Here is a 25209-nt window from a genome sequence, read left to right as displayed (position 1 = left end):
GCCCGCCACCGGCCCGGTCAGAGCGTCGCCAGCACCTGCTTGAGCGCGTCCACCACGTGCTCCTGCGTGTCCTGGGGCAGCGACGGGTACATCGGCAGCGAGAAGATCTCGCCGGCCACCCGCTCGGTCACCGGCAGGCTGCCCTCGGCGTAGCCCAGGTGTGCGAACCCGGTCATGGTGTGCACCGGCCACGGGTAGCTGATGTTCAGGTGGACGTCGTGCGCCTTCAGGCGTTCCAGGATGTCGTCGCGCCGCGGGTGGCGCACCACGTGGACGTAGTACGAGTGCGTGTTGCCCGGCGCGGTCGACGGCAGCACCAGGTCGGTGTCCGCCAACGCTTCCGCGTACCGCGCGGCCACCGCCTGCCGCGCCGCCACGTAGTCGTCCAGGCGGACGAGCTTGCGGCGCAGGATCTCCGCCTGCACCTCGTCGAGCCGGCAGTTGTGGCCGGGCGTCTCCACGACGTAGTAGGTCTTCTCCATGCCGTAGTACCGGTGGCGGCGCAGGTTCGCGTCCACCTCCGGGTTGTTCGTGATCGTCGCGCCGCCGTCGCCGTAGGCGCCGAGCACCTTGGTGGGGTAGAAGGAGAACGCGGCGGCGTCGCCCATCGACCCGGCCACCCGGCCGTGGTGGCGCGCGCCGTGCGCCTGGGCGCAGTCCTCCAGCACCAGCAGGCCGTGCTGCCGTGCGAGCTCCTGCAACGGTTCCATGTCCACGCACTGGCCGTACAGGTGCACCGGCAGCAGGACCTTGGTGCGCGGCGTGATCACCGAAGCCACCTGGGCGACGTCCATCAGGTAGGTGTCCGGGTCCACGTCGACGAACACCGGTGTGGCGCCGACGGCGTCGATCGCCAGCACGGTCGGCGCGGCGGTGTTGGACACCGTGACGACCTCGTCGCCGCGGCCGACGCCGAGCGCCTGGAGCGCCAGGCGGAGGGCGTTCGTGCCGTTGTCCACGCCGACGCAGTGGGCGACGCCGTGGTAGGCCGCGAACTCCGCCTCGAAGGACGACACGCTCGGCCCGAGGACGAGCCTGCCGGAGGAGAACACGGTCTCGACCGCGTCGAGTATGTCCTTGCGCTCCATTTCGTATTCGCGCGAGTAGTCCCAGACGAGCGTGGCCATCGGCAGCCCTTTCGCTGTGGTCGGCTTCCCGGCCAGCCTAGGTCTGGCCCCCGGCTAGGGGGTAACCCCTAATCTGCAGGTCAGGGTGGCTGGAACCGACCCCCTGGAGGCAACCGGCGACCCGTTCGTCCGTGGCAGGGGAACAGGAGTGATAGGGGTGTCCAGGCCGCTTCCGGTCGCTTTACGGTGACCACGCTCCCGGCAGGGTCGCCGGATTCCAGCACAACAATCGGGGCGAGGACGACAAATGTCGCGGCATTTCCTGTTCATGTGCCACCCGGACCACGGGCACGTCATCCCGAACCTCGCGGTCGTCACCGAACTGGCCGCGCGCGGGCACCGGGTCACCTACCTGACTGCACCGAGCATGGCGGAGATCGCCGCCGAGGCGGGCGCCACCGTCGTGACCTACCCGTCCCGGTACCGCGACGCCGACTTCGCCCTCGTGGCGAACGATCCCGGCTACCTGATGGGCGTGCTGCTCGACGAGAGCGAGGCCATGCTCGCCACCGCGACGGCCGAGCTCGACGGCGACCGGCCGGACTGCCTGGTCTACGACACCTCGGTGCTCCACGGGGCCCGTGTGCTGGCCCGGCACTGGGACGTCCCCGCCGTGCAGGTGATCCCGGTGTTCGCCTCCAACGAGCACTTCTCCTTCCTCAACGCCATGTACAACCCCGAGTCCGACGCCGCGGAGCAGCCGGCCCGGGAACGGCCGAGGGAGATGCCCGAGTGGGTCGCCACCACGATGGGGCGCATCGGCGCGCTGTGCGCCCGCTACGGGGTGGCCGCCGCGCCGCACGAGGTGTGGTTCGAGGTGCCGCCGCTGAGCCTGGTCACCGTGCCGCGGGAGTTCCAGTACGCGGGTGAGACCTTCGACGAGCGGTTCGCGTTCGTCGGGCCGTGCGTCGGCGACCGCGGCTTCCTCGGGACGTGGACGCCGCCCGCCGGCGACCTGCCCGTGGTGCTGGTGTCGCTCGGCGCGGTGTTCAACGAGGACGAGGGTTTCTTCCGCACGTGCGTCGAAGCGTTCCGCGGCCGGCCGTGGCACGCGGTGATGACCACCGGCGGCGGTGTGGACCGCGCCTCGCTCGGCGACCTGCCGCCCAACGTCGAGGTGCACGACTTCGTGCCGCACGTGGCGGTGCTGGAGCACGCGGCCCTGTGCGTCACCCACGCCGGCATGGGCACAGTGATGGAGGCACTGCGGTCCGGCACGCCGATGGTGTGCGTGCCCGGTTCCGCGCTCGACCGGCCCACCGGGTGGCGGGTCCGCGAACTGGGCCTCGGCACCGTGCTCGACCCCGCCGGCCTCACGCCCGAGGTGCTGGTCGACGCGGTCACGTCGGTGCTCGGTGACCAGGAGATCGCGGCCAGGTCGGACCTCATGCGCAAAGCCGTCGCGGAGGCGGGCGGTGCGGCGCGCGCCGCCGACGAGGTCGAGACGCACCTGGCGCGGTCGCGTTGACCCCCGCCCCTGTCGAGTTCGGCGTGCTGGGCCCGATCCGGTTCCTGCGCGCCGGCGTCGAAGTGCGGGTGGGCGGTCCCCGCGAGCGCGCGGTGCTGGCACGGCTGCTGTTCGACGCCAACCGCGTGGTCAGCGTGGACCGGCTCATCGAGGCGGTGTGGCACGGCGACCCGCCGGCCAGCGCACGCGGGCAGATCGCGATCTGCGTGTCCCGGCTGCGGCGGGCGCTCGGCGAGTCGGGCAGGGCCGTCGACACCGCGAGCCCCGGCTACGTGGCGCGGCTGGACGAGGACTCCGTGGACTGGTTGCGGTTCAACGGACTCGTCGGCAGGGCCCGGCCGCGCGCGGCGAGCGGTGACGTGGCGGGCGCCGCGGCGCTGTACCGCGAGGCGCTGGGGTTGTGGCGCGGTGTGCCGTTCGAGGACCTGCCCGGTCTGCGCGCGGAGGCGGTGTCGCTGCAGTCGGCGCGACTGGACGCGGTGGAGGCGTGCGCCGAGCTGGAGCTGCGGCTCGGGCTGCACCACCGGGTCGGCAAGGACCTGGCCGCGGTGGTGGCGGAACACCCGCTGCGCGAACGGGCGCGGGCGCAGCTGATGCTGGCCCAGTACCGGTCGGGCCGGCGGGCCGACGCGCTGCGCACCTACCAGGACGCCCGGCGGGTGCTGATCGAGCAGATCGGCCTGGAGCCCGGTCCGGAGCTGCGGGAGCTGCACGAGCAGGTGCTGCGCGACGCGCCGGCGCTGCTCGCGCCGGTCCGCGTCGAGGTGCCGGCGGTGGCACCGTCCCAGCTGCCGCGCCAGGTCCTGCCGTTCGCCGGCCGGTCGGCCGAGCTGGCCGGGCTGGACGCCGCCCTCGCGCCGGGCACCGACGTGCCGGGCGTGGTCGTGCTGTCGGGCCCCGGTGAGGTGGGCAAGACGGCGCTGGCGCTGCGCTGGGCGCACCACCGCCTCGACCGGTTCCCGGACGGGCAGCTGCACTCCGAGCTGGTGGACGACTTCGGCCGCCCGGTGCCGCCGGCCGTGGTGCTCGACCGGTTCCTGCGGGCGCTCGGCGTGCCCGCGGCGTCCATTCCGGACGATCCGGGTGAGAAGGTCGCGCTGTACCGCAGCACGGTGTCGCACAAGCGGGTGCTGGTGGTGCTGGACGGTGCGGTGGACCACGCCCAGGTGCGGCCGTTGCTGCCCAGCGGCGCGCACACCAGGGCCATCGTCACCAGCAGGCACCCGATGGACGAACTGGTCGCCCGTCAGGGCGCGCACCGGGCGTTCCTGGAGCCGCTGACGGCGGACGAGTCGTGGCAGCTGCTGACCATGCTGCTCGGGAACGACTGGGTGGCGGAGGAACGCGGTGAGGCGAGCAGGATCGTCGGCTCGGCGGACGGCTTCCCGCTGCCGCTGCGCCGCGCGGCGGCGGGCGTCCGGCCGGCACCGCACCGCCAGGACCGCCGCTGGCTGACCGGCGTGCCCGCGTGACCGGTGCGGCCCGTCGAATCGCGCGACGTGCCCGCTTGACTGGTGCCACCCGCCAACCTCGCGACGTGCCCGCCTGACCGGTACCGCCCGCCAACCGCGCGGCATGCTCGCTTGAACGGCGCGGCGCGCCAAACCGCGCGACGTGCCCGCCTGACCGGTGCTGCCCGCCACACCGCGCGGCGGGCAGCACCACTCCGGCCAGTGGGCCGGTCAACCACGTGCGAGAACGGCGTCCACCGCCACTGACAGCGCGTCCGTCGACGCGGTGTCCGTGCTGCGCCAGGCCACGTGCCCGTCCGGCCGCACCAGCACCGCACCTGCCGCCCCCACGCCGTAGACCGTGGCCCAGTCCGGTGACACCACCGCGGTCGAACCGTCGGCCGACACCTCGACCGCGCTGATCGCCACGCCGGTCCGGGAGCCGGCCTCCTTCGCCGCCTGCGCCCAGCCGCTGCCCGCCGGGGTGAGCAGGACGAACCCCGCGCCGAACAGGTCCAATGTGGACAACACCTCCGCACCCCTGGTCAGCGGCACGTGCGGCGCGCGGTGGCCCGGTCGCGCGGTCGGGACGTAGGTCCGGTAGGGGTCCTCGACCACCGGTGCGCCGGTGCCGTCCGGTACGACGGCGGCGGAGTCGTAGTGGAAGCCGAGTACCAGGCCCTCGCAGCTGCGCCGGCCCGCCTGCTGCGCGATGGCCTCCTTCATGGACAGCTTGCCCTCCATCATCTGGAACGTGATGAAGGCGTTCGCCAGGCTCTCGCCGACGGTGCGCTCGCCGATCGGGTGGCGCTCGGCGTCGTAGGTGTCGAGCAGGGCCTCGCCGGCCGTGCCCGCCACCACCGCCGCCAGCTTCCACACCAGGTTGTGCGCGTCCTGGATGCCGCAGTTCATCCCGAACCCGCCCTGCGGCGTCGACACGTGCGCCGAGTCGCCCGCCAGGAACACCCGGCCCGAGCGGAAGCGCGTCGCGGTCACCGCCTGTTGCAGCCACGGCATCACGCCGACCAGCTCGACGTCCAGGTCCGGCACGCCGACGGCCTCGCGCACCACCTGCACGCAGAACTCGGGCGTGAAGTCGGCCTCGCTGCCACCCTCCGCCGGGTCGTAACCGGTCTGGATGATCCAGCGCCGCTGGTTGTCCACCGCCTCCACCGCGCACGGGATCGCGCTGCGGATGAAGTACAGCGCGCACATCCTGCCGGTCAGCAACGGCACCAGGTCGGCGTCGAACATGATGCTGATCATGTGTCCGAGCGGTGGCGGGCCTTCGACGCCGATGCCGAGCCGTTCGCGCACGGTGCTGCGCCCGCCGTCCGCGGCGATGGCGTAGCGGGCGCGCACGGTGGCGCGGCCGGAGGCGGACTCGACCACGGCGTCCACACCGGACTCGTCCTGCTCCAGTGACGTGAGGGTGGTGGCGAACCGGACGTCCGCACCGGGCGAGCGCTCGGCCAGGCCGCGCAGCACCACCTCGAACCTGTCCTGCGCGCAGATGTAGGTGTACGTGGGGCTGTGCGGCGCGTCCTCGGCGAGCGGGGCGACCTCGCGGTGGAAGTCGTCCGCGGTCAGCGAGGAGCCGACGCCGACGGCCAGGCTGTCCTCGCGCGGCAGTCCGGCGCGCTCGACCTCCTCCCCCACTCCCCACGCCCGCACCAGCTCCATCGTGCGGGTGGACACCAGGCGCGCCTTGGGGAAGATCGACGTCCCCTGGTGCCGCTCCACCAGCAGTGACGTCAACCCGTTGCGGGAGCACTCGATCGACGCGGCGAGGCCGACCGGGCCACCACCCACGATCAGGACGTCGACCTCGAAGTCAGCCATGAGCAGGAGCCTGCGACACCGCCGCGGGGACGTCAAGGAGGCGGATATCGAAGTGATAGAGCACTGAAGTCGCAGGTCAGTAGCGTTGCGCCGAACGACGGCGTGCACAGCGGGCAAGCCTTGGACAACGTGAGGGGGCACCATGTTCGCCGAAGGATCGGTCGCCGTGGTCACCGGCGGCTCGCGCGGGATCGGGCGGGCCGTCGTGGTCGACCTGGCGGCCCACGGCGTGCACGTCGTGGTCAACTACTCCCGCTCGGAGGAGCAGGCCGAGGAACTTGTCGCGCAGGTCGAGCAGAACGGCGGCAGCGCGAGCGCGGTGCGGGCCGACGTGACCGACGAGGACGCGGTGCGCGAGCTGTTCCGCTCCGTGCGCTCCGAGCACGGCCGGCTCGACGTGCTGGTCACCAGCGCGGGCGTGACGCGGGACCGGCATCTGGTCGCGATGAGCAGCGCCACGTTCCGCGAGACGATGGACATCAACGTGCACGGCACGTTCCTGGCCTGCCGCGAGGCGATGCGCATCATGCAGCACCAGCGGCGCGGGGCGATCGTGACGCTGAGCTCCGCGAGCGGCCTGGACGGCGGCTTCCCCGGCCAGACGAACTACGTCGCGTCCAAGGGCGCGATCATCGCGTTCACCAAGGCGCTGTCCTACGAGGCCGCTCCGCACGGCGTGCGCGTCAACGTGGTGGCGCCGGGGTTCGTCGAGACCGACATGACCAAGGTCATCCCCGCGAAGCTGCGCGACGACTACTCCTCGCGCATCCGGCTCGGCCGCATGGGCCGCCCGGAGGAGATCGCGAACCTGGTCACGTTCCTGGCTTCCGACAAGGCGTCCTACATCACCAGCGAGACGTTCGTCGCCAACGGCGGCGGGCTCGGCTGATCCCCCGGGCCGGAACACCCCCGAGCCGGACAACCCAGCGGACGGAAGGACAAGCGTGACCCTCGACGAACTGCGCGCCACGGCGGCCGCCCGGCACGACACGTGCGCCCAGATCAAGAAGATGATCGTCTCTCGGCTCGACCTGCCGATCGAGCCCGCGTGGATCACCGACGACCAGCCGCTGTTCGGCCGCGGACTGGAGCTCGACAGCCTCGACGTGCTGGAGCTGTACGTGGCGATCGAGGCCGAGTTCGGCGTCGCCCTCTACGACAGCGACATGTCGGTGTTCGGTTCGGTGTCGCGCCTGGCCGACCACGTGAACCCGGCACTGGCCGAGCAGGCCTCGACCGGTTCGGCATGACCACGACCCGGGAGCCCGTGCGTGCGGGGACGTCGCTGACCAACGACCAGCTCCGGGAGGTCCTGCCGCACCGGTGGCCCTTCCTGCTGATCGACCGGGTCGAGAAGGTCGAGCCCGGCGTCGGCGCGGTCGGGATCAAGAACGTCGCGGCCACGGAGATGTGGTTCCAGGGGCACTTCCCGAGCGCGGCCGTGCTTCCGGGCGTGATCGTCGTCGAGGCGATGGCCCAGCTCGCCGGCGTGGTGTTCGCCCTCGCCGGCGCGGGGCCGATCGGCTACCTCGCGGGCGTGCGGTCGATGCGGTTCCGCCGCCCCGTCGTGCCGGGTGACCAGCTCGTCATCACCGCCGACCGCACGGCGGGAGCCCGCGGCTTCAGCGAGTTCAAGGTGAGCGCCAGGGTCGACGGCCAGATCGCCGCCGAGGGCACCATCACCATCGCCGACCCGGCAGCCACCAGCCCTACCGGAAAGGTTTGACACGCCAATGGAATCCCTGACGTCGCCGGTGAAGGCCGCGCACCCCGAGGGCACCGCGCACGGCACCGTCCTGGACGCCGAGGTCGCGCTCCGGTTCAGCACGCTCGACGCCGAGTACGAGGCGATCCGGGAGCGGGCCGCCCTGCTGGACCTGTCCGGCGAGCGGATCATCGAGCTCTCCGGCGGCGCCGCCGTCGACTTCGCGCAGAAGGTGCTGGCGCGCGACGTGGAGTACCTGACCGCCGAGCGCTGCATGACGAGCCTGGTGCTCGCCGAGGACGGCACCGTCGTGGACCAGGTCGTGGTGTGGGGCCGGGAGGACGGCCTGCTGCTGGAGTCCTCCACCGGCGCGGGCACGCGGCTGCTGGAGCACCTGCGCGCACACGCCGAGCCCGGCGTGGAGATCACCGACCGCACGGACGAGTACGCGCTCTTCGGCCTGGAGGGCCCGTACGCGTGGGGCGTGGTCGGCCGGCTGATCGACGGCGAGCTGGCCGCGCTGCCGTTCGAGTCCGTTGTGGACAGCCAGTGGGACGGCGTGGACATCCTCTTCGCCCGCACCGGTGTGACGGGCGAGTACGGGTACAAGGTGCTGGTGCCGCGCGAGTCGGCAGAGCGGCTGTGGACCAAGGCGCTGGAGCACGCCGTGCCCGCCGGTCAGGACGCCGTGGAGCTGGCGATGCTGGAGGTGCGGCAGCCGGTCGTGCGCCACGAGGCGGGCGACGGCGTCGACGTGCTGGAGATGGGCGCGGGCTGGCTGGTGGACATCACCAAGGACGAGTTCGTCGGACGTGCCGCCGTCGTGGCCGCCTTCGAGGGCACGGCCGAGCGCCGCACCGTCGGCTTCTCCGGCGGCACCGAGGTGCCCGCGCCGGGCACGCCGGTCACCGTGGGCGGGGAGAAGATCGGCGAGGTCGTCCACGCCGTGCACAGCATCGGGCTGAAGTCCTCCCTCGGCCTGCTGCGGCTGCCGCCGGACCTGGCCGCAGCCGGGCTCACGGTCACCGTCGGCGACACCGAGGTCGTCACGCTGACCAGCCCGTACGTCACGCCCAAGAGCTGGAGCACCCCGATCATCTGATCTGGTCCCCCGAGCGGTCGCCCGGGGTTTGCGAGGAGGAGCGAGCATGGCGCTGCGGCCAGTGGTCATCACCGGAGTCGGGGTGATCTGCGCGGCGGGCAGGGACCCGGAGGAGTTCTGGGCCCGGCTCACCGCCGGCGCGGGCGGCATCACCGCCGTGGACGACGAACGGTTCGCCGCGTTCGAGGCCAGGTTCGCGGGCCAGGTGCCCGACGAGTGGATCGACGCGCAGCTGCCGGCCGAGGACACCGGGCTGGACCGCACGGCCCGGCTCGCCCTCGTCGCCGCCCGGCAGGCGGTCAGCAGGGCGGGGCTGGGCGCGGCCACGCCCGCGGAGCTGCCCGGCGAGCGGTTCGGGTTGGTCCTCGGCAAGTGCCAGGCCACCCCGACCGCGGCGGGCGGCTACCAGCCCATGCACGCCACCGGTGACGTCATCGCGGGCAAGCTGGGCATGACCGGCCCGCGCGTCCTGGTCTCGACCGCGTGCGCGGCGGGCGGCAACGCGGTCGGCCTGGCCAAGGACAAGATCCTCACCGGTGAGGCGGACGTGGTGCTCGCCGGTGGCGTCGACCCGCTGCTGTTCGGCACCTACGCGGGGTTCGCGGGCCTGCAGGCCCTCAGCGCCCGCCCGTGCGGCCCCTACAGCCGCTCGGACGGCCTGAACCTGGGTGAGGGCGCGGCTTTCCTGGTCGTGGAGGCGCTGGACCACGCGCTGGCCAGGGGTGCGGAGCCGCTGGCGGAGGTCGCGGGCTACGGCCTGTCCGCCGACGCCTACCACGCCACCGCACCGGACCCGACCGGCCGCGGCGGCATCACGGCCATGCGCAGGGCTCTCGCCGACGCCGGTCTCGACACCGACGCGGTGGACTACGTCAACGGGCACGGCACCGGCACGCCCGCCAACGACGCCATGGAGAAGAAGGTCATGCGCGCCGTGTTCGGCGAGCGGGCGCCTCAGGTGCCGACCAGCAGCATCAAGAGCTTCATCGGGCACACGCTGGGCGCGGCGGGTGCGGTCGAGGCGGTGGCCAGCGTGCTGGCCCTGCGCACCGCGACCGCGCCGCCCACCATCGGGTTCACCGACGAGGCGATTGCTGAGTCCACTTTGGACTTCGTGCCGAACACCGCGCGTCCGCTGCACATGGACGTCGTGGTGTCCAACAACTACGCGTTCGGCGGCAACAACGCCTCGCTCGTGCTGCGCCGCCCCGGCGGCCCGCGCGAGTACGACGAGCTGCCGGCCACCGAGGTCGTCCTCACCGGCCTCGGACCGGTCACCGGTCTGGGCACCGGCATCGCCGAGGTCGCCGAGGCGGTCGCCAACGGCCGCACCGCGGTCGGCGCGGAGCCGTCGCTGGAGGGCCGCACGTTCGCGCCGCGCTCGCTGTGGCGGCACATGAACCACCTGTCCCGCATGGCGATCGCCGCCTCCCGGCTGGCCTGGGAGGACGCCGGGCTGAAGCTGCCCCGCGCCGCCCTGGACAACGTGGGCGTCGTCTTCGCCACCGCGGCGGGCTCGGTGGAGAGCACCGGCGGGTTCGACGAGAGCGTGCTGGCCAACCCGAACAAGCCCGCCGTGCTCAGCTTCTCCAACGTGGTGCTCAACGCCACCGGCGGCGCGGTGTGCCAGACCCTGGGCCTGCGCGGCCCGACCACGACGATCTGCAACGGCGGCGCGTCGGCGTCCATCGCGCTGGACTGCGCGGTGGAGATCATCCGGTCCGGCAAGGCGGACGTGGTGGTCGTGGTCGCCGCCGACGAGTCACCGCAGCCCGGCGACGGCGCGCAGGTCGATCCCTACGACCGCAACTCGGGCGAGGCGTCCGCGTCGGCGTCGGTGGCCCTGGTCGTCGAGTCGGCCGCGCACGCCGCCGCCAGGGGCGCGACCCCGTACGCGCGGGTGCTGAGCAGCGCCCACGCGAGCGCCGGAGCGGACGACGAGCAGGCCCTGGTGGAACGCGCCATCGCCGCGCTGCCCACCGACGGCGTGGACCTGGTGGTCGGTGCGGCCACCGGCAGCGCGACCGACGAGGCGGAGGCGGGCGCGGTGCTCGGCGCCGTCCCGTCCGCCCGGCTCACCGCCACCGCGGGACTGACCGGTGACGCGGGAGCGGCCACCGGCGCGCTGAACCTGGCGCTGGCCGCGCTCGCGCTGCGCGACGGCGTCGCACCGGCCATCGCGGGGCTGACCAGCCCCCGCGCCGGCACGGTCGAGTCCTACGTCACCAAGCCCGAGCTGCCGGCCAGGCCGGCCAAGGCACTCGTGCTCAGCGCCGCGCCCGGTTCGGTGCGCGGAGGAACCCTGCTGGGTGCGGTGTGACCGGCCTGCCCTTCGACGTGCTGGAGACCGACCGGCTGCTCACCACCACCCGGTCGGTGCGCCGCCGGCTCGACCTCGACCGGCCGGTGCCGCGCGCGGTGATCGAGGAGGCGCTGGAGATCGCCGTCCAGGCCCCGACCGCGAACGACCAGCAGAACTGGCGCTGGGTGGTGATCACCGAGCAGGCGGTGAAGGACCAGCTGGCGGAGCTGTTCGACATCTCCTGGCAGTTCCACCAGAAAGAGGTGTGGACGCGCTCCGGGCGCCGCCGCAACAACCCGCAGATGAGGAAGAACAACGCCTCGGCGGCCGCACTGGCCGAGACCATCGCCAGGGTGCCGGCGCTGGTGATCCCGTGCGTGCTCGGCCGTCCGCCGGACATCGGCGCGATCGACGCCGAGTGGCTCGGCTCCACCGGTACCCGCAACCTCGGCACCTGGCAGGAGGGTGTGCGGATCGGGGCCATGCGGGCCAGCAACTTCTACGGCTCGATCTTCCCCGCGGTCTGGTCGTTCCAGCTGGCCCTGCGCAGCCGCGGGCTCGGCAGCACGATCACGTGCATGCACCTGCCGTTCGAGCGGCAGGTGGGCGAGCTGCTCGGGATTCCCGCCGGTGTCACCCAGGTCTGCCTGGTACCGGTCGCCTACACGATCGGCACGGACTTCCGCCCCGCCAAGCGGGTTCCGGCCAAGGAACGCACGTCCTGGGAGAGGTGGCAGGCATGACCGTCGAGCACACCGGAGTCGACGTCGTCGTGGTGGGCGGCGGTATCGCGGGCGCGTCCGCCGCGGCCAACCTCGTGCAGAACGGCCTGTCCGTGGTGCTGCTGGAGAAGCAGGAGACCTACCGGGACATCGTGCGCGGTGAGTGGATCGCGCCGTGGGGCCTGCGTGAGGCGCAGACGCTGGGCGTCGAGGAGGCGTTCGGCCTCGGCGGCGCGTGGGAGATCCGCGAGTGGACGCAGTGGGACGAGACGGTCGACCCGGCCGAGGCGGAGACCGTGGACATGACGCGGTTCGTGCCCGGTGTCGGCGGCCCCATGTCGTTCCCGCACCACGAGGTCTGCGCGCTGATGGCCGAGCAGGCGGAGGACGGCGGCGCGGAGGTGGTCATGGGCGCGCAGCGGGTCCAGGTCACCGCCGGAACCAGCCCGGAGGTCCGCTGGACCCACGCGGGGCAGGAACACCTGGCCAAGCCGCGCATCGTCATCGGCGCCACCGGCCGCGGCTGCACGGTCGGCCGCCAGGTCGGCGTGTCCATGGCGACCTCGGTGCACCACTGGGGCGGCGGGCTGCGGGTCACCGGCCTGGACGACTGGCCGATGGACGTGCAGGCGATGGGCACCGAGGACGAGAAGATGTTCATGGTGTTCCCGCAGGGCGACGGCAACGCGCGGCTCTACATCAACTTCCCCACCGCCAACCGGAAGCTCTACCAGGGCCCGGAGGGTGAGAAGCGGTTCATCGCGGACTTCGAGCTGGCGTCGCTGCCCGACCGCGGCAAGGCCGTCTACACCGCCGCGACACCGATCGGGCCGCTCAAGCTGTGGCCGTCGGTCGCGATGTTCCCCGAGCAGCCGATCGTCATGGACGGCGTGGTGCTCGTCGGGGATGAGGCGGGCAACGCCGACACCGTGCTCGGCACCGGCCTGTCGTGCAGCCTGCGCGACACCCGTGCCGTGTGCGAGGTGCTGACCGGTGGCGACGACTGGTCCCCCGCGGCCTTCGAGGGGTACCTGGCCGAGCGGAAGTTCCGGATGGACCGGCTGCACTTCGGCGCGGACATCATCGCCAAGCTGCACTGCGAGTTCGGTCCCGTCGCGGCCGAGCGCCGGCGCCGGGCGCGCGAGCTGATGGCGGACAACTTCGCCGCGTCGGTGACCGGCCTGCTCAACATGGTCCCGCCAGAGGACGTGCCGGAGTTCGGGTTCAGCGAGTTCTTCGCCGAGAGGCTGTTCAGGGAGAGGGCATGAGCGTCAAGGACACCCTGCTGACCGGGTCGGCACACGTCAACGGCATCGACATCGCCTACGTGGACAAGGGAGAGGGCGACCCGGTCGTGCTGCTGCACGGCTTCCCCGACTCGCACTACCTGTGGCGGCACCAGATCGACCCGCTGGTCGAGGCGGGCTTCCGGGTCATCGCACCCGACCTGCGCGGCTTCGGCGAGTCGGGCAAGCCGCAGGAGGTCGAGGCGTACGACATGCGCACGATCGTCAACGACGTCGTGGCGCTGACGCAGCACCTCGGCATCCCCAAGGCGCACATCGTCGGACACGACTGGGGCGCCGCCATCGCGTGGATGTACGCGTTCCTGATGCCGCGCCGCGTCGACCACCTCGCCGTGCTGTCGGTCGGGCACCCCGGTGTGTTCAGCACGCCGTCGATCGAGCAGCGCAAGGCCAGCTGGTACATGCTCTTCTACCAGTTCCCCGGCGTGAGCGAGCAGTTGTTGCGGCGCAACGGGTGGCGGCTGTTCAAGGAGATCATGGGCGGCGAGGGCGACCACCAGCGCTACCCGCGCGAGCTGGCCAAGCCGGGTGCGCTCACCGCGGCGCTGAACTGGTACCGCGCCAACCGCTCCCCCGAGTCCGAACTGCGCGTGGAGGGCAACTTCCCGCCCGTGCTCGCGCCCACCCTCGGCATCTGGTCCACGGGGGACAAGGCGCTGCTCGAAGAGGGCATGACGGGCTCGGTGAAGTTCGTCAAGGGCTCGTGGCGCTATGAGCGCGTCGAGGACGCCAGCCACTGGATCCCGCTGGACCAGCCGGAGATCGTCACCAAGCTGCTGCTGGGTTTCCTGGGCACCGAGAAGGCCGCGGCGGTGCCGTCCCGGCGGCGCCGGCTCTGACCGGCACCCGGCTCGTCGGCAAGGGCAGCGCAGAGGACTGGAGGTGCGCAGGTGATCGGCTTCGTGTTCCCCGGCCAGGGAACGGTCCGGATCGGCATGGGCGGCTGGCTGCGCCGCGACCCGGTGGGCGCGGCGGTGGTCGCGCGCGCCGACGAGCTGCTGCCCGAACCGGTGTCGGAGCTGTGCGCCCGCGGGCCGCTGGACAGGCTCGTCGACACCCTGCACGCGCAGCCCGCCGTGACCGCGTGCAACCTCGCCGCGCTCGCGGTCCTGCGGGACCGCGGCGTGGAGCCGGACGTCGTCGCCGGGCACAGCGTCGGTGAGATCAGCGCGCTGTGCGCGGCGGGCGTGCTCGACGCCGACACCGCGCTGCGCCTGGTCGCCGTCCGCGCCCGGCTCATGGCCGACCTGCCGGACACCGGTGGCATGACGGCCGTGCTGGGGCTGACACCGCACCGGGTGGAGGAGCTGGCCGCCGAGGCCGCAGGGCCGGACGAGCCGCTGGTCGTCGGTCTGGAGAACGCGCCGGACCACACCGTCGTCTCCGGCGCGACCGCCGCCGTCGAGCGGCTCGTCGCGCTGGCCACGGCGGCCGGCGCCCGCAAGGTGGTGGCGCTCAAGGTGAGCAACGCGTTCCACTCGCCGCTGATGGCGGGCGCGCTGGACGGCTGGGCCGAGGCGGTGCGCGCGACACCGATGCGCTCGCCGCGCGTCCCGGTGGTCCCGAACACGACCGCCGAACCCACCACGGACCTGCCGACCATTGTGGACGCCCTGATCGCTCAGTTCACGGAACGGGTGCGGTGGACGGAGACCATGCGCGTGCTCGCCGACGCTGAGACGCTGGTCGAGGTCGGCGACAGCAAGGTGCTCACCGGACTGCTCCGCGGCGTCGGCACCGGCTGCGTCAGCATGGCCGACCCGGCCGCCGTGCGCAGGCTGCGCCGCCCGGAGCCCGCGGCATGACCGGGTGGGGCAGCGCCGCGGTCGCCTTCGGCGAGCTGACCGCGCCGTGGCAGCTGGTCGAGCCGATGCCGCTGGAGGTCGTGTTCACCCGCCCGGAACGGCTGCGGTCCGGCGCCGGCCGCACCCTGCAGCACTGGGCGGGCCGGCTCGCGGCCAAGTACGCCGTGCTGCGCCTGCTGGACGAGCCCGTGACCGCGGAGAACCTGGGTGCGGTGGAGGTGCTGCCGCTGCCCGCTCCCCTCTGCAGCCGCACGGCGGCCTGCCTGCACGGTCACCCGCCGGGTGTGCGCCTGATCGGCCCGCTGGACGGCAGGGAGGCGCCGGGCACCCGCGTCCGGGTCTCCGTGAGCCACACCGCCGACCTGGCGTTCGCGGTGGCGCTGACCTCCGCCCGGCTGGCCGAGGACCACGACCTGGAAGCGGTGACCGCATGGACCTGATCGAGACCGCCGTGCGGTGGGCAGCGGCCTGGCGCGAGCGCGACGCCGCCGCCATCGCCGGCGCGGTGGCGGAGTTTGCCGACCCGGACACCCCGGAGCCGGTGGCGGGCGCGGACCTCGTCGCGCACGTCGAGGCCGTGCTGACCCGGTTCCCGGACCTGGTGCTCGACTTCGCACCGGCCGCCGACGCGGGCGGCACCGCCGTGCTCACCTGGACCCTGACCGGCACGCACCGCGCCCCCTACCTCGGGATACCGGGCACGGGCGGTGCGGCGCGGGTGGACGGCGTGGACGTGCTGACCGTCGTGGACGGCGCGGTGCGCGTGCGGCGTCACTTCGACCGGGTCGCCCTGGCCTCGTCGCTCGGCCACACGGCGCGCTTCCTGCTCAGCCACGACGAGGTGCAGGAGTACGGCATCAGCGCACGCACCACAGTGGACAGAACCGACTACCCGCGGGTGCTGACGTTCACCTACCTGGACGTCCGCGACGACGTCGAGGGCGCGGAGGTCGACCTGCTCAGCACCGAGGTGGTCAAGTCGATGCGCGCCTCCAAGGGCTTCCTCGGCATGAGCACGTTCGAGATCGGCGCCCGCAAGTACACGATCAGCGCCTTCGACCGCCCGGAGTCGGTCCGCGCCGTGCACGCCCGGCCGCACCAGCGGTCCCTGCGGAAGTTCTTCCGCGGCGGCCTGTGCACCGGCGCGTACACCAGCGTGTGGGTGCTGGAGCGGGAGAGCTTCCACCTGCGCTGCCCCGACTGCGAGGAGATGGTCGACGCGGGCGCGGGCAGGACCTGCGCGTGCGGCACCACCCCGACCCCCGACCCCCTGTTCTGACTTCTCCGTTCCGACGCTCTGTTCTGACGATGCCAGGAGCTGCCCGATGACGGTCTTCACCGCCGACCACCGGCCCGCGGCGGGCGGGCGACCGCTGGTGGCCTTCATGTCCGCCCTGTTCGCGGGTGGCTGGATCTGGGACCACCCGTTCACCGCCCTCGCCGACGCCGGGTGGCCGGTGCTGCGCACCGAAGAGCCCATCTGCGGCGTGGACGCGAAGATCGCGGGTTCCATCGAACGCCTCGGGGACGCCCTGATGGAGTCCGTGGACGCGGCCGGCGCGGAGGAGGTCGTGGTCTGCGCGAACTCCCTGGGAGGTCTGGTCGCCATCGACCTCGCCGGCCGTTTTCCTGACCGGGTGAAGGCCATCGCGGTCAGCGGTGCGCCCGGCCTGAGCGCCGACCCCGACGTGGGCCTGAACATGGACCGGCGCGGCGACGTGCGGTTGCAGGGCGAGCAGTTCCGCGACCGCATGCTGGCCGCCCTCTTCCACGGTGAGCCGCTGTTCACCGACGAGCAGGTGGAGTCGACCGCGCAGCTGCTGCGCCAGGGTTCCGCGATGGTCGCGATGGCCCGCAGCATCCGCGCCACCAGGACCTACCGGGTCGACCCGGCGATGGACAAGGTCACCTGCCCGTCGCTGTACGTCTGGGGCCGCCACGACCGCATGACGCCGATCGAGCCGTGGCTCGAACTGGTGCCACGGCACGCGAACACCGAGTTCGTCACCGTCGAGGACTGCGGGCACATCCCGATGATCGAGCGCGGCGACGTCTACACCGCCGAGCTGCTGCGGTTCCTCGGCGAGGTCACCGGGTGACCGCGCCGCCGATGCTGTTCGGGGTGGACGTGGTCGACGTCGCCAGGGTCACCCGCGCCATGTCCTACAGCGGGCCCGCCTACACCCGGCACGTCGCCTCCCCCGGTGAGCGGGACCTGCACGCCGACCCCGGCCTCGCCACCGCGGCCGCGGTGGCGGTGAAGGAGTGCCTCGTGAAGGCGGTCGGCGGCCGGCCGCGCGGGTTCTCGTGGCACGACTTCGAGGCGTGCGGCGAGGCGCCGCCGCCCGGTGCGGAGTGGGCGGACGCGCTGCTGGCCGCCGCCGTGCCCGAGGTCGAGGCGGCCACCAGGGTCTCGATGACCGAGCGGTGCGCCTACACCGTGTTCGGCGCCAGCGGTTCGGCCGCACTGGCGCGGCTCACCGAGCGGTCCGCGGAGCCCGGCGACGGCGCGGCCGTCGCGGGCATGGCCCGGTGGGGTTTCCGCGGTGACCTGATCGTCGCCCTTGCCATACTGATCGCCACGCCGAGAGGAGCGCTGCGATGTCCGTGACCGAGGTCACGACCGAAGTCCGCATTCACCCGGGGGACTCCGTCCAGGAAGCGCTCGACGGCTGCGCACCGGGCGCGGTGCTGCGCCTGGCGGAGGGGACCTACGAGGGCAGCCTGGTGATCAGCCGCCCGGACGTGGCGCTCATCGGCGCGGGCGCCGGCCGCACGGTGATCGTGCCCGGCGCCGTCGCGCCCAGTGCCGTGCCGGCACTGCACGACGCGCCCGCCGACGTGGTCAGCGGCATCACCGTGCACGACGTGTCCGGTGTGACCGTCGAGGGCCTGACCGTGCGGGGCTTCTCCGGGGCGGGCGTCTACGCGCACACCGCCACCGGCTTGCGGCTCGTCGACGTCGAGTCGGCCGGCAACGCGGTGTGGGGCCTGTACGTGCGCGAGTCGGCCGCGGTGGAGGTGTTGCGCTGCCGTGCGGAGGGCAGCCAGTACGGCGGTATCGCGCTGGCGTTCTGCCCGGCCGCCGACGCGGTGATCGCCGACAGCGAGAGCACCGCCAACGCGTTCGGCGTGTTCGTCGACAACTCCAGTCGCGCGCGGGTGCTGCGCAACCGCTGCCACGGCAACGCGGCGGGCGTCCTGCTGCTGCACCAGACCTACGAGGGTGAGCTGCCCGGCGGCGTCGCCGACGTGCTCGTCGCGGACAACGACATCACCGGCAACACCCTGGCCTCCGGTGGCGACGAGCCCGGCGTGCTCGGTTTCGCCGGACCGCCGATCTCCGGCGTCGGCATCGCCGCCATCGGCGTCCAGCGCGTCGCGGTCGTCGGCAACCGGTTGCACGGCAACGAACCCACCGGTCCGTCGGTCATGGGCGCCGCGCTGGTGCTGGCCTCGTCCGCGGACTGGGGCGGCTCCGACTCGACCGACAACTCCTTCGAGTGGAACACCATCACCGGCAACAGCCCGTTCGACCTGCAGATCGGCACCGACCCCGGCAACCAGCGCTTCCGCAACAACGTGGTGGGCGCCTCCCAGCCGGAGCGGATCGACGGGTGCGGATCTTGATCGAGAGGACGACATGACGCCTGCGCTGGTGTGCGAGCGCCTGGTCAAGCGCTACGGCGACAAGACGGTGGTCGACCGGGTCGGCTTCCACATCGACGAGGGGGAGGCGTACGGGTTGCTCGGTCCCAACGGGGCCGGCAAGACCACGACCATCTCCATGCTCGTCGGGTTGCTGCGCCCGGACGAGGGTTCGGTGCGGGTCGGCGGCATCGACGTCGACGAGGACCCGATAGCCGCCAAGCGGCTCATCGGGTACGTGCCGCAGGAGATCGCGCTGTACCCGGAGCTGACCGCCAAGGAGAACCTGCGCTACTTCGGCAGGCTCCACGGCCTGCCGCGGCGTGAGCTGACCTCGCGCATCGGCGAGGTGCTCGACCTGGTCGGCCTGACCGGTCGTGGTGACGACAAGGTGGACACCTACTCCGGCGGCATGAAGCGGCGCACCAACATCGCCGTCGCCCTGCTGCACCGGCCGCGCCTGCTCATCCTCGACGAGCCGACGGTCGGCGTGGACCCGCAGAGCCGTGTCGCGATCCTGGACCGCGTCGAGGCGCTGGTCGGCGAGGGCATGAGCCTGCTCTACACCTCCCACTACATGGAGGAGGTGGAGCGGGTGTGCACGCGGGTCGGGATCATCGACCAGGGCCGCGTGGTCGCCGACGGGACCAAGCGCGAGCTCGTCGCCGAACTGGGCGGCACGGACCGGGTGGAGCTGACGCTGGACGGTGACGTCACCGCGGCGTCTGAGAAGCTGCGTGCCGTGGAAGGCGTGTCCGAGGCGGTGGTCACCGGGTCGTCGTCGATCCGGTTGCTCGTCGCCGACGGGCGGCACCTGCTGCCCGCGCTGCTGGCCGCCGTCGGTGACGCGGGAGCGGTGACCGGTGTCGAGGTCGTCGAACCCGACCTCGAAGCGGCGTTCTTGCACCTCACCGGCAGCACCCTGCGGGACTGACGCGGACCGGGCTAGGGATGGGCGAAAACCTTGGGTAAGAGCACTTTGCGTGCCCTGCTGGTCGTGGGCGGCCATGAGCTGCGGTCGCGGCTGCGGGACGGCACGGCGCCGTTGATCGCGCTCGTCGCGCCGATCCTGCTCGCGACGATGTTCGGGTTGGCGCTGGGCGGTGACGACGACCCGCCGCTCAAGGCGACCATCGGCGTGGTCGACCTCGACGGCGGTGAGTTCCCGGCGAGCGTGCAGCGCGAGGCGCTGAACACCGACGAGCTCAAGGGCGTGCTGACCTTCCGCCAGTACCCGGACGAGGCCGCGGCGCGCCGTGCGGTCGACGGCGGCGAGTCGGGTGCGGCCCTCGTGTTCCCCGCCGGGTTCAGCGAGGGCGTCGGCGCGGGCCGCGGCGGGCAGGTGGCCGTGCTGGAGTCACCCGAGTCGCCGCTGGCGGGTGTGGTGGCGCGCAGCATGGTCGACCGGATCTCGGCCCTGGTCGAGGCCAGGACGCTGGCCGTGCGCGCCTCGCTGGAGGCGGGCGTGCCCGCTGACCGGGTGCAGCTGTTCGTCGAGGAGAACGGCAAGGCCGGGCCGGCGCTGTCATTGGTCGGCGACCCGGTCGCGGGCGGGCGGGTCGACCTGGCTGTGCACTACGGCGCGGGCATGGCGGTGATGTTCGCGTTCTTCGTCGTCGGCACCACCGCCCGCAGCCTGCTCAGCGAGCGGCAGAACGGCACGCTCGACCGGATGCGCGCCGCCCCGGTGCCCCTGTGGACGGCGCTGGTGGGCAAGAGCGCGGTCGGGTTCGGGCTGGCGCTGGTCAGCATGTGCGCGACCTGGCTGTCGTCCGTGCTGATCTTCGGCGCGAGCTGGGGCAACCCACTCGGGGTGTTCGGGTTGCTGCTGGCGCACGTGTTCGCGGCGACAGCGATCGTGATGCTGGTGGCCAGCCGCGCGAAGACCGATGCGCAGGCCGACGGCTACACGCTCGGCGTGGCGTTCGTGTTCGCGTTCCTGGGCGGCAGCATCGTGCCCGTCTACAACCTGCCCGAGTGGCTGCGCGGCATCTCGCTGATCACGCCCAACGGGTGGGTGTCGGCGGGCCTGTCGGAACTGGCGGGCACCGGCGCGGGACCGTCCGCCGTGCTCGTGCCGATCGCCGTGGTCACCGGCATCGGCGTCGTCGCGGGCACGGTGGCGTTGCTCGGCTTCCGCAAGGGCAGGTTCGCATGAGTCCCCGTCCCGTCACCGCGCTGGTGCTGGCCAACCTGAAGCGCCAGCTGCGCGACAAGGTCGGCATGTTCTTCATCGTCGTCATGCCGTTCGTGACGATCGTGTTCGTCGGTCTGGCCCTGGGTGGCGACGCGGCGGACGCGAAGCTGCCGGTGGCCGTGGTCGCCGACACCTCCGACCCGGTGTCGGCGGCCGTGGTCGCCGAGCTGGAGTCCGACCAGGCGCTGGAGGTGCGGCGAGCGGAGTCCGCGCAGGAGGTCCGCGACGACGTCCGCCGCGGCGAGCTGGCCGCGGGGCTGGTCGTGACACCGGGCGACACCGAGCTCGAACTGGTCATGACCCAGACCAGCGGCAGCGGCATGGCCGCGCGCAGCGAGATCGACGTGGCGGTCGGCAAGGTGGCGGCGGTGCTGGAGGCGACCCGTGCGGCACGGGCGGCGGGCGCGTCATCGGAGCAGGCCGAGCAGTACGTGCGCAAGGCGAAGGAGGAGTCGGTGGCCGTCACCGTCGCCTCGACAGGAGGCGACGAGCCCGCCAAACCGACCGGCTTCGCCTACACCGCACCCGCGAACCTGCTGCTGTTCACGTTCGTCAACTCGATGGCCGTCGCCGCCGCACTGGTCGAGAGCCGCCGCATCGGCATGGTCCGCCGCTCCCTGGCCGCACCGGTGCGGCGGAGCCAGGTGCTGCTGGGCGAGGCGCTGAGCCGGTTCGCGGTGGCGCTCGCGCAGTCCCTGCTGATCATCGTGGTGAGCCGGTTCCTGTTCGACGTGCGGTGGGGCGACCCGCTGGGCGTGGGCGTGGTCGTCGCACTGTTCTGCCTCATCGCCACGGGCGCCGCGATGCTGGTCGGCGCCTTGGTGCGCTCACCGCAGCAGGCACCGGCCATCGGTCCCCCGGTCGGCATCGTGCTGGGCATGCTGGGCGGCTGCCTGTGGCCGCGCGAGGTGGCCGGCGAGGTGCTGGGCACGATCGGCTACCTGTTCCCGCACTCGTGGGCGATGGACGCGCTGCTCACCCTGTCCCGTCCGTCGGCGGGGCTGGGGTCGGTCCTGGTCGAGGCCGGGGTCCTGGCGGGCATGGCGGTGGTGGTGCTCGGCGTCGCGCTGGTGGTGTTCCAGCGACGGGCGCTGGCGTCGGTGTAGGCGGGTGGGGTGTCGCCCCGGGCACCGGGACGCTCCCGGCGAACGGGTGGCCCGGATCTTGGCCGGCCTGCGCCGGTTCGGCCCTGTCGACCAGGTGCCGCGGGCACGGCGTGAGGCCGGCCCCCGCGAGGGGTGCCGGCCTCACGCCGTCAGTTCGCCGCCAGGTCCCAGCCGGTCCAGCCGTGCCCGATCTGCGTGCCGACGCCGAACCCGCCGGTCCCGGTGCCGATCCACTGCCAGAGCGTGTTGTCCGACGTGCGGATGGCCACGAGGTCGGCTTTGCCGTCGCCGTTGACGTCCATCGACGTCATCTGCCGGAACGCGTTCCAGCCCTGCCCGACCTGCACCGCGGTGGCGAAGTCGGCGCCGCTGCGCTTCCAGAAGAACAGCTCACCGGCGGTGTCGGTCGCCCAGATGTCGCCGTCACCGTCCCCGTCGGCGTCCGCGGCGGTGTGCCGGAACAGCGAAGCCCAGCCCGCACCCACGAGGTCGCGCTCGGCGAACCTGCCGTTGCCGCGGCCGACGTAGAGGTACATCTTGCCGCCGTCGCGGGCCAGGATGTCGGTTCGGTTGTCGCCGTTCACGTCGCCGAACGCGACGTTCTCCATGGACGCCCAGCCGGTGCCGACGGTCGCCGCCGCGGCGAAGGTGCCGTCGCCGCGGTTGTTCCAGTAGTAGAGCGTGCCGTTGCTGATGGCCCACAGGTCCGCCCAGCCGTCGGCGTTCGAGTCGCCGATGCCGATCCGGGTGAACTTCCCCCAGCCCACGCCGAGTTGCACGCCGGCCGCGAACCCGCCGCCGGCACGGCCCTTGTAGATCCACGCGTTGCCGTTCGGGTCCACCCCCAGCGCGTCGTCGTACTTGTCGCCGTTCACGCTCTTGGACGCAAGCACTGGCGCCGGTGGAGAGCCGATGGCCGCGCGGGCGTCGTCCACGAACTCCTTGTAGCGGCCGGACTTGTAGGTCGACCACGGCGTCCAGTCCGTGCCCTGGTCGGAGATCCGGTACGCCTCCCGCGCGTTGCACGCGGCGTTGTAGGCGCAGGAGTCGCTGACCTCGGGGTGCCAGTAGTCGTTGATCTGCCAGAGGCCGCGGTCGACCGAGCTGTGGCTGTCGCTGTTCACGTACCGGGCGAGCGGGTCGCACCGGGACTCCGCCATGCCGACCGCCACCGCGACGACCAGCTTCTCACCGGTGAACCCGGCGGTGCGGCCGTTGGACACGCACAGGTCGATGTCACCGGCGGCCTGAGCGGGCAGGGCGAAACAGGTCAGAGCGGCGGCCGTGGCCAGGAGTCCGGGCAGGATGCGCACGTCAGTTCACCGCCAGGTCGAAGCCGGACCAGCCGTGGCCGATCTGCGTCGCCCTGCCGAACCTGCCCGCGCCGCCGCCCAGCCACTGCCAGAGCGTGTTGTCCGACGTGCGGATGGCCACGAGGTCGGCCTTCGCGTCGCCGTTGACGTCCATCGACACGACCTGGCGGAAGCCGTTCCAGCCGCTGCCGACCTGCTCGCCCGTCGCGTAGCCGCCGGAGTCCTTGCGCCAGAAGAAGAGCTCGCCCGAACCGTTGGTCGCCCAGATGTCGCCGTCGCCGTCCGCGTCGGCGTCACCGCCCGTGTGCCGGGCGTAGCCCGACCAGCCCTCGCCGAGCAGCGACCGCGCGGAGAACGCGCCACTGCCCTGTCCGGTGTAGACGTACATCTTGCCGCCGTCGCGGGCGAGGACGTCGGTCTTGTTGTCCCCGTTGATGTCCACGAAGGACACGTACTCGTAGGCGTTCCAGCCGGGGCCGATCACGCGGGCCACGGCGAACGTGCCGTCGCCCCGGTTGTTCCAGTAGTGCAGCGAGCCGTCGCGGATTGCGAACAGGTCGGCCCAGCCGTCGGCGTTGGAGTCGTTCACGGCGATGCGCGAGAAGTCGTTCCAGCCGGTACCGATCTGGACAGCGGCGTCGAAGCCCCCGCCCGCCCTGCCCTTGTAGAGCCACGCGTTGCCGGAGGGGTCGATGCCGACCGCGTCGTCGTACCTGTCGCCGTTGACGCTCTTGGCCGCGCGGTTGACCGTGCCGCAGTTCTGGCTGACGTACGTCTCGGTGCCGCCGGCGTAGTCGAACGGGTCGCCGTGGAACGAGGCCGGCCGGATGTAGTCGGGATAGCTCTGGCCGCTTCCCCGGTTGCGGAACTCGAAGTGCAGGTGGGCGGACAGGCCCGAGGTGTTGCCGTCGGTGTTGCCGACCGTGCCGATCACCTGGCCCTGCCGCACGGTGTCGCCGTCGTGCACCGACTTCTTGTCGAGGTGCGCGTACAGCGTCGAATAGCCGCCGCCGTGGTCGATCTCCAGGTAGTTGCCGTAGGCGGAGGTCTCGCCACCCTCCGCGCTCACGGTGCCCGCCGCCGCGGCGAGCACGGGCTCACCGAGGTCCTCGTTGCCCGAGGTGCCGGACATGTTCCAGTCGATCTCGTTGTTGCGGTGCGCGCTGCTGGCACCGGAGTTGCCCACCCACGAGGTGCCGCAGATGAACGGCAGCTCGAGTGCGGGAGCGGCGGCCTGGGCGGTGGTGGGCACGAGCACCAGCGCGGCGACGGTGGCGGTGACGCCGGCGACCGCGCTGCTGATTCTGAGTAACATCGCGCAATTTCCGTTTCTTCCGGGAGATGAATCCCTGGATTACACGGAAATGACCTACACGGACCCTACACGCGGCAGATGGCGGACTTCAGCCGGTCCACGGGCGACCACGCGTGTCGATCACGGTGACGTCCCGCAGAACGCCGAAGGCGACGAGCAAGGCCTTCGACCTCGAGACCTGCAAACAGCGTCAGGCTCTGACCTACCTCTACGCAGGCCCTAGTCCCCCTGGTCGCCCCGCCGCTGACCACGGCGGTGGGCTGCGCGGGCGATCGCGTGGCTGGACACGGGCGAGGTCAGCGCGATGAACACGATCGCGAGCACGGCGAAGGTGATCGTCGCGGCGTCCTCGGTCGCGACCGAGGACGCGAGGATCGCGATCACACCGGGACCGGTGGCCAACCCCTGGGCGTGCAGCTGGCCGTAGGTGCCGGGCAGCCGCAGGACGCCGACGAGGCTGATCGTGAGCAGCACCAGACCGAGCAGCAACAGCACACCGCCGACCACGTCGAGCACGACCGAGATCATCCGAACGGCCCTCCCCTGTCGAGGTACCGAGCCGTGGCCACGGTGGCGACGAAGGACATCAGGGCGAGCGCCACCGCGGCGTCGAGGTAGTACGGCTGGTCCCTCACGAAGCTCAGCAGGGCCAGCAACGCGATGACGACCACCGCCAGGAGGTCGAGTGCGACGATCCGCTGGAGCACGTCACGGGCGCGGGCCAGCACCAGGCCGCCGGCGACCAGCAGCAGTGTCACCCAGATGAGGGCGGGGACGATGACGAAGGCAGGCATGGGCG

25 protein-coding genes are annotated in these 25209 nt (G+C 72.4%); 19 read left to right on the top strand and 6 right to left on the bottom strand.

Annotated elements, in window-relative coordinates; all coding sequences use genetic code 11:
* Positions 1–17: 17 nt before the first annotated feature.
* A complete protein-coding gene (locus AB0A63_RS20585) occupies positions 18–1127 on the bottom strand; it encodes a DegT/DnrJ/EryC1/StrS family aminotransferase (protein ID WP_360393524.1) in 1110 nt (369 codons plus the stop codon).
* Between the two features lie 247 nt (positions 1128–1374).
* Here AB0A63_RS20585 and AB0A63_RS20580 point away from each other — a divergent pair, with 247 nt between their 5' ends.
* The gene (locus tag AB0A63_RS20580) at positions 1375–2595 is read left to right on the top strand and encodes a macrolide family glycosyltransferase (protein WP_360393521.1); all 1221 of its coding nucleotides are present in this window, start codon (positions 1375–1377) and stop codon (positions 2593–2595) included.
* The gene (locus tag AB0A63_RS20575; protein ID WP_360393518.1) at positions 2592–4067 is read left to right on the top strand and encodes an AfsR/SARP family transcriptional regulator; all 1476 of its coding nucleotides are present in this window, start codon (positions 2592–2594) and stop codon (positions 4065–4067) included. Before AB0A63_RS20580 ends, AB0A63_RS20575 begins: the two co-directional genes overlap by 4 nt.
* 210 nt (positions 4068–4277) lie before the next feature.
* Here AB0A63_RS20575 and AB0A63_RS20570 read toward each other — a convergent pair whose 3' ends face one another.
* Positions 4278–5888, bottom strand: a complete 1611-nt coding sequence (locus tag AB0A63_RS20570; RefSeq protein WP_360393515.1) for an FAD-dependent monooxygenase — start codon at positions 5886–5888, stop codon at positions 4278–4280.
* Positions 5889–6030: 142 nt separating this feature from the next.
* On the opposite strand from AB0A63_RS20570, the gene AB0A63_RS20565 reads away from it, so the two are divergent.
* Genes AB0A63_RS20565 through AB0A63_RS20485 form a run of 17 tightly spaced genes read left to right on the top strand, consistent with a single transcriptional unit; the run spans position 6031 to position 21782 of the window.
* Positions 6031–6777: a 3-oxoacyl-ACP reductase family protein gene (locus AB0A63_RS20565; protein WP_360393512.1), complete on the top strand. Its 747-nt coding sequence runs from the start codon at positions 6031–6033 to the stop codon at positions 6775–6777.
* A gap of 55 nt (positions 6778–6832) precedes the next feature.
* Positions 6833–7138, top strand: a complete 306-nt coding sequence (locus tag AB0A63_RS20560; RefSeq protein ID WP_360393509.1) for a phosphopantetheine-binding protein — start codon at positions 6833–6835, stop codon at positions 7136–7138.
* Positions 7135–7614: a 3-hydroxyacyl-ACP dehydratase FabZ gene (gene fabZ, locus AB0A63_RS20555; protein ID WP_360393506.1), complete on the top strand. Its 480-nt coding sequence runs from the start codon at positions 7135–7137 to the stop codon at positions 7612–7614. Before AB0A63_RS20560 ends, fabZ begins: the two co-directional genes overlap by 4 nt.
* Before the next feature lie 7 nt (positions 7615–7621).
* Entirely contained in the window at positions 7622–8695 is a 1074-nt protein-coding gene (locus tag AB0A63_RS20550) for an aminomethyl transferase family protein (protein ID WP_360393503.1), read from the top strand.
* Between the two features lie 46 nt (positions 8696–8741).
* Positions 8742–11015, top strand: coding sequence for a beta-ketoacyl-[acyl-carrier-protein] synthase family protein (locus AB0A63_RS20545; RefSeq protein WP_360393500.1), 2274 nt, complete (start codon positions 8742–8744; stop codon positions 11013–11015).
* Positions 11012–11740 carry a nitroreductase family protein gene (locus tag AB0A63_RS20540; protein ID WP_360393498.1) on the top strand — a complete coding sequence of 243 codons (729 nt, stop codon included), beginning with the start codon at positions 11012–11014 and terminating at the stop codon, positions 11738–11740. Before AB0A63_RS20545 ends, AB0A63_RS20540 begins: the two co-directional genes overlap by 4 nt.
* Positions 11737–12987 carry an FAD-dependent oxidoreductase gene (locus tag AB0A63_RS20535; protein ID WP_360393495.1) on the top strand — a complete coding sequence of 417 codons (1251 nt, stop codon included), beginning with the start codon at positions 11737–11739 and terminating at the stop codon, positions 12985–12987. The genes AB0A63_RS20540 and AB0A63_RS20535 overlap by 4 nt, the downstream gene beginning before the upstream one ends.
* The gene (locus tag AB0A63_RS20530) at positions 12984–13865 is read left to right on the top strand and encodes an alpha/beta hydrolase (RefSeq protein WP_360393493.1); all 882 of its coding nucleotides are present in this window, start codon (positions 12984–12986) and stop codon (positions 13863–13865) included. The genes AB0A63_RS20535 and AB0A63_RS20530 overlap by 4 nt, the downstream gene beginning before the upstream one ends.
* A gap of 51 nt (positions 13866–13916) precedes the next feature.
* A complete protein-coding gene (locus tag AB0A63_RS20525; RefSeq protein ID WP_360393490.1) occupies positions 13917–14831 on the top strand; it encodes an ACP S-malonyltransferase in 915 nt (304 codons plus the stop codon).
* Positions 14828–15271, top strand: a complete 444-nt coding sequence (locus AB0A63_RS20520; protein ID WP_360393487.1) for a phosphopantetheinyl transferase — start codon at positions 14828–14830, stop codon at positions 15269–15271. The genes AB0A63_RS20525 and AB0A63_RS20520 overlap by 4 nt, the downstream gene beginning before the upstream one ends.
* Positions 15262–16110: an ester cyclase gene (locus AB0A63_RS20515; protein WP_360393484.1), complete on the top strand. Its 849-nt coding sequence runs from the start codon at positions 15262–15264 to the stop codon at positions 16108–16110. Before AB0A63_RS20520 ends, AB0A63_RS20515 begins: the two co-directional genes overlap by 10 nt.
* A gap of 46 nt (positions 16111–16156) precedes the next feature.
* Entirely contained in the window at positions 16157–16930 is a 774-nt protein-coding gene (locus AB0A63_RS20510) for an alpha/beta hydrolase (RefSeq protein ID WP_360393482.1), read from the top strand.
* Positions 16927–17442: a phosphopantetheinyl transferase gene (locus AB0A63_RS20505; RefSeq protein ID WP_360393479.1), complete on the top strand. Its 516-nt coding sequence runs from the start codon at positions 16927–16929 to the stop codon at positions 17440–17442. Before AB0A63_RS20510 ends, AB0A63_RS20505 begins: the two co-directional genes overlap by 4 nt.
* Positions 17433–18461, top strand: coding sequence for a right-handed parallel beta-helix repeat-containing protein (locus AB0A63_RS20500; RefSeq protein ID WP_360393476.1), 1029 nt, complete (start codon positions 17433–17435; stop codon positions 18459–18461). Before AB0A63_RS20505 ends, AB0A63_RS20500 begins: the two co-directional genes overlap by 10 nt.
* 13 nt (positions 18462–18474) lie before the next feature.
* Positions 18475–19413 carry an ABC transporter ATP-binding protein gene (locus tag AB0A63_RS20495; RefSeq protein WP_360393474.1) on the top strand — a complete coding sequence of 313 codons (939 nt, stop codon included), beginning with the start codon at positions 18475–18477 and terminating at the stop codon, positions 19411–19413.
* Between the two features lie 30 nt (positions 19414–19443).
* A complete protein-coding gene (locus tag AB0A63_RS20490) occupies positions 19444–20637 on the top strand; it encodes an ABC transporter permease (protein ID WP_360393471.1) in 1194 nt (397 codons plus the stop codon).
* Complete coding sequence (locus tag AB0A63_RS20485) at positions 20634–21782, top strand: ABC transporter permease (protein WP_360393469.1); 1149 nt, start codon at positions 20634–20636, stop codon at positions 21780–21782. Before AB0A63_RS20490 ends, AB0A63_RS20485 begins: the two co-directional genes overlap by 4 nt.
* 149 nt (positions 21783–21931) lie before the next feature.
* On the opposite strand, the gene AB0A63_RS20480 is transcribed toward AB0A63_RS20485, so the two are convergent.
* From AB0A63_RS20480 to AB0A63_RS20465, 4 genes are all read right to left on the bottom strand, one after another.
* On the bottom strand, positions 21932–23095 hold the full coding sequence (locus AB0A63_RS20480; protein WP_360393466.1) for an FG-GAP-like repeat-containing protein: 1164 nt from the start codon (positions 23093–23095) through the stop codon (positions 21932–21934).
* Between the two features lies 1 nt (position 23096).
* The gene (locus AB0A63_RS20475; RefSeq protein ID WP_360393464.1) at positions 23097–24410 is read right to left on the bottom strand and encodes a VCBS repeat domain-containing M23 family metallopeptidase; all 1314 of its coding nucleotides are present in this window, start codon (positions 24408–24410) and stop codon (positions 23097–23099) included.
* 219 nt (positions 24411–24629) lie between these two features.
* Positions 24630–24938, bottom strand: coding sequence for a monovalent cation/H(+) antiporter subunit G (gene mnhG, locus AB0A63_RS20470; RefSeq protein ID WP_360393461.1), 309 nt, complete (start codon positions 24936–24938; stop codon positions 24630–24632).
* Positions 24935–25204 (bottom strand): monovalent cation/H+ antiporter complex subunit F, encoded by a 270-nt coding sequence (locus AB0A63_RS20465; protein WP_360393459.1) that lies wholly within the window; start codon positions 25202–25204, stop codon positions 24935–24937. The genes mnhG and AB0A63_RS20465 overlap by 4 nt, the downstream gene beginning before the upstream one ends.
* Between the last annotated feature and the right edge of the window lie 5 nt (positions 25205–25209).

This window comes from Lentzea sp. NPDC042327 (genome assembly GCF_040647275.1).
In the GTDB taxonomy this organism is placed as follows: domain Bacteria; phylum Actinomycetota; class Actinomycetes; order Mycobacteriales; family Pseudonocardiaceae; genus Lentzea.
This window is presented reverse-complemented; position numbering and strand designations above follow the sequence as displayed.

Excerpts from the sequence above, each read along its gene's own strand:
- AB0A63_RS20510 (WP_360393482.1), top strand. The coding sequence starts at position 16,157 with ATGACGGTCTTCACCGCCGACCACCGGCCCGCGGCGGGCGGGCGACCG.
- mnhG (WP_360393461.1), bottom strand. The coding sequence starts at position 24,938 with ATGATCTCGGTCGTGCTCGACGTGGTCGGCGGTGTGCTGTTGCTGCTC.
- AB0A63_RS20580 (WP_360393521.1), top strand. The coding sequence starts at position 1,375 with ATGTCGCGGCATTTCCTGTTCATGTGCCACCCGGACCACGGGCACGTC.
- AB0A63_RS20565 (WP_360393512.1), top strand. The coding sequence starts at position 6,031 with ATGTTCGCCGAAGGATCGGTCGCCGTGGTCACCGGCGGCTCGCGCGGG.
- AB0A63_RS20520 (WP_360393487.1), top strand. The coding sequence starts at position 14,828 with ATGACCGGGTGGGGCAGCGCCGCGGTCGCCTTCGGCGAGCTGACCGCG.
- AB0A63_RS20585 (WP_360393524.1), bottom strand. The coding sequence starts at position 1,127 with ATGGCCACGCTCGTCTGGGACTACTCGCGCGAATACGAAATGGAGCGC.
- AB0A63_RS20465 (WP_360393459.1), bottom strand. The coding sequence starts at position 25,204 with ATGCCTGCCTTCGTCATCGTCCCCGCCCTCATCTGGGTGACACTGCTG.
- AB0A63_RS20500 (WP_360393476.1), top strand. The coding sequence starts at position 17,433 with ATGTCCGTGACCGAGGTCACGACCGAAGTCCGCATTCACCCGGGGGAC.
- AB0A63_RS20535 (WP_360393495.1), top strand. The coding sequence starts at position 11,737 with ATGACCGTCGAGCACACCGGAGTCGACGTCGTCGTGGTGGGCGGCGGT.
- AB0A63_RS20530 (WP_360393493.1), top strand. The coding sequence starts at position 12,984 with ATGAGCGTCAAGGACACCCTGCTGACCGGGTCGGCACACGTCAACGGC.
- AB0A63_RS20545 (WP_360393500.1), top strand. The coding sequence starts at position 8,742 with ATGGCGCTGCGGCCAGTGGTCATCACCGGAGTCGGGGTGATCTGCGCG.
- fabZ (WP_360393506.1), top strand. The coding sequence starts at position 7,135 with ATGACCACGACCCGGGAGCCCGTGCGTGCGGGGACGTCGCTGACCAAC.
- AB0A63_RS20495 (WP_360393474.1), top strand. The coding sequence starts at position 18,475 with ATGACGCCTGCGCTGGTGTGCGAGCGCCTGGTCAAGCGCTACGGCGAC.
- AB0A63_RS20570 (WP_360393515.1), bottom strand. The coding sequence starts at position 5,888 with ATGGCTGACTTCGAGGTCGACGTCCTGATCGTGGGTGGTGGCCCGGTC.
- AB0A63_RS20550 (WP_360393503.1), top strand. The coding sequence starts at position 7,622 with ATGGAATCCCTGACGTCGCCGGTGAAGGCCGCGCACCCCGAGGGCACC.
- AB0A63_RS20485 (WP_360393469.1), top strand. The coding sequence starts at position 20,634 with ATGAGTCCCCGTCCCGTCACCGCGCTGGTGCTGGCCAACCTGAAGCGC.
- AB0A63_RS20515 (WP_360393484.1), top strand. The coding sequence starts at position 15,262 with ATGGACCTGATCGAGACCGCCGTGCGGTGGGCAGCGGCCTGGCGCGAG.
- AB0A63_RS20475 (WP_360393464.1), bottom strand. The coding sequence starts at position 24,410 with ATGTTACTCAGAATCAGCAGCGCGGTCGCCGGCGTCACCGCCACCGTC.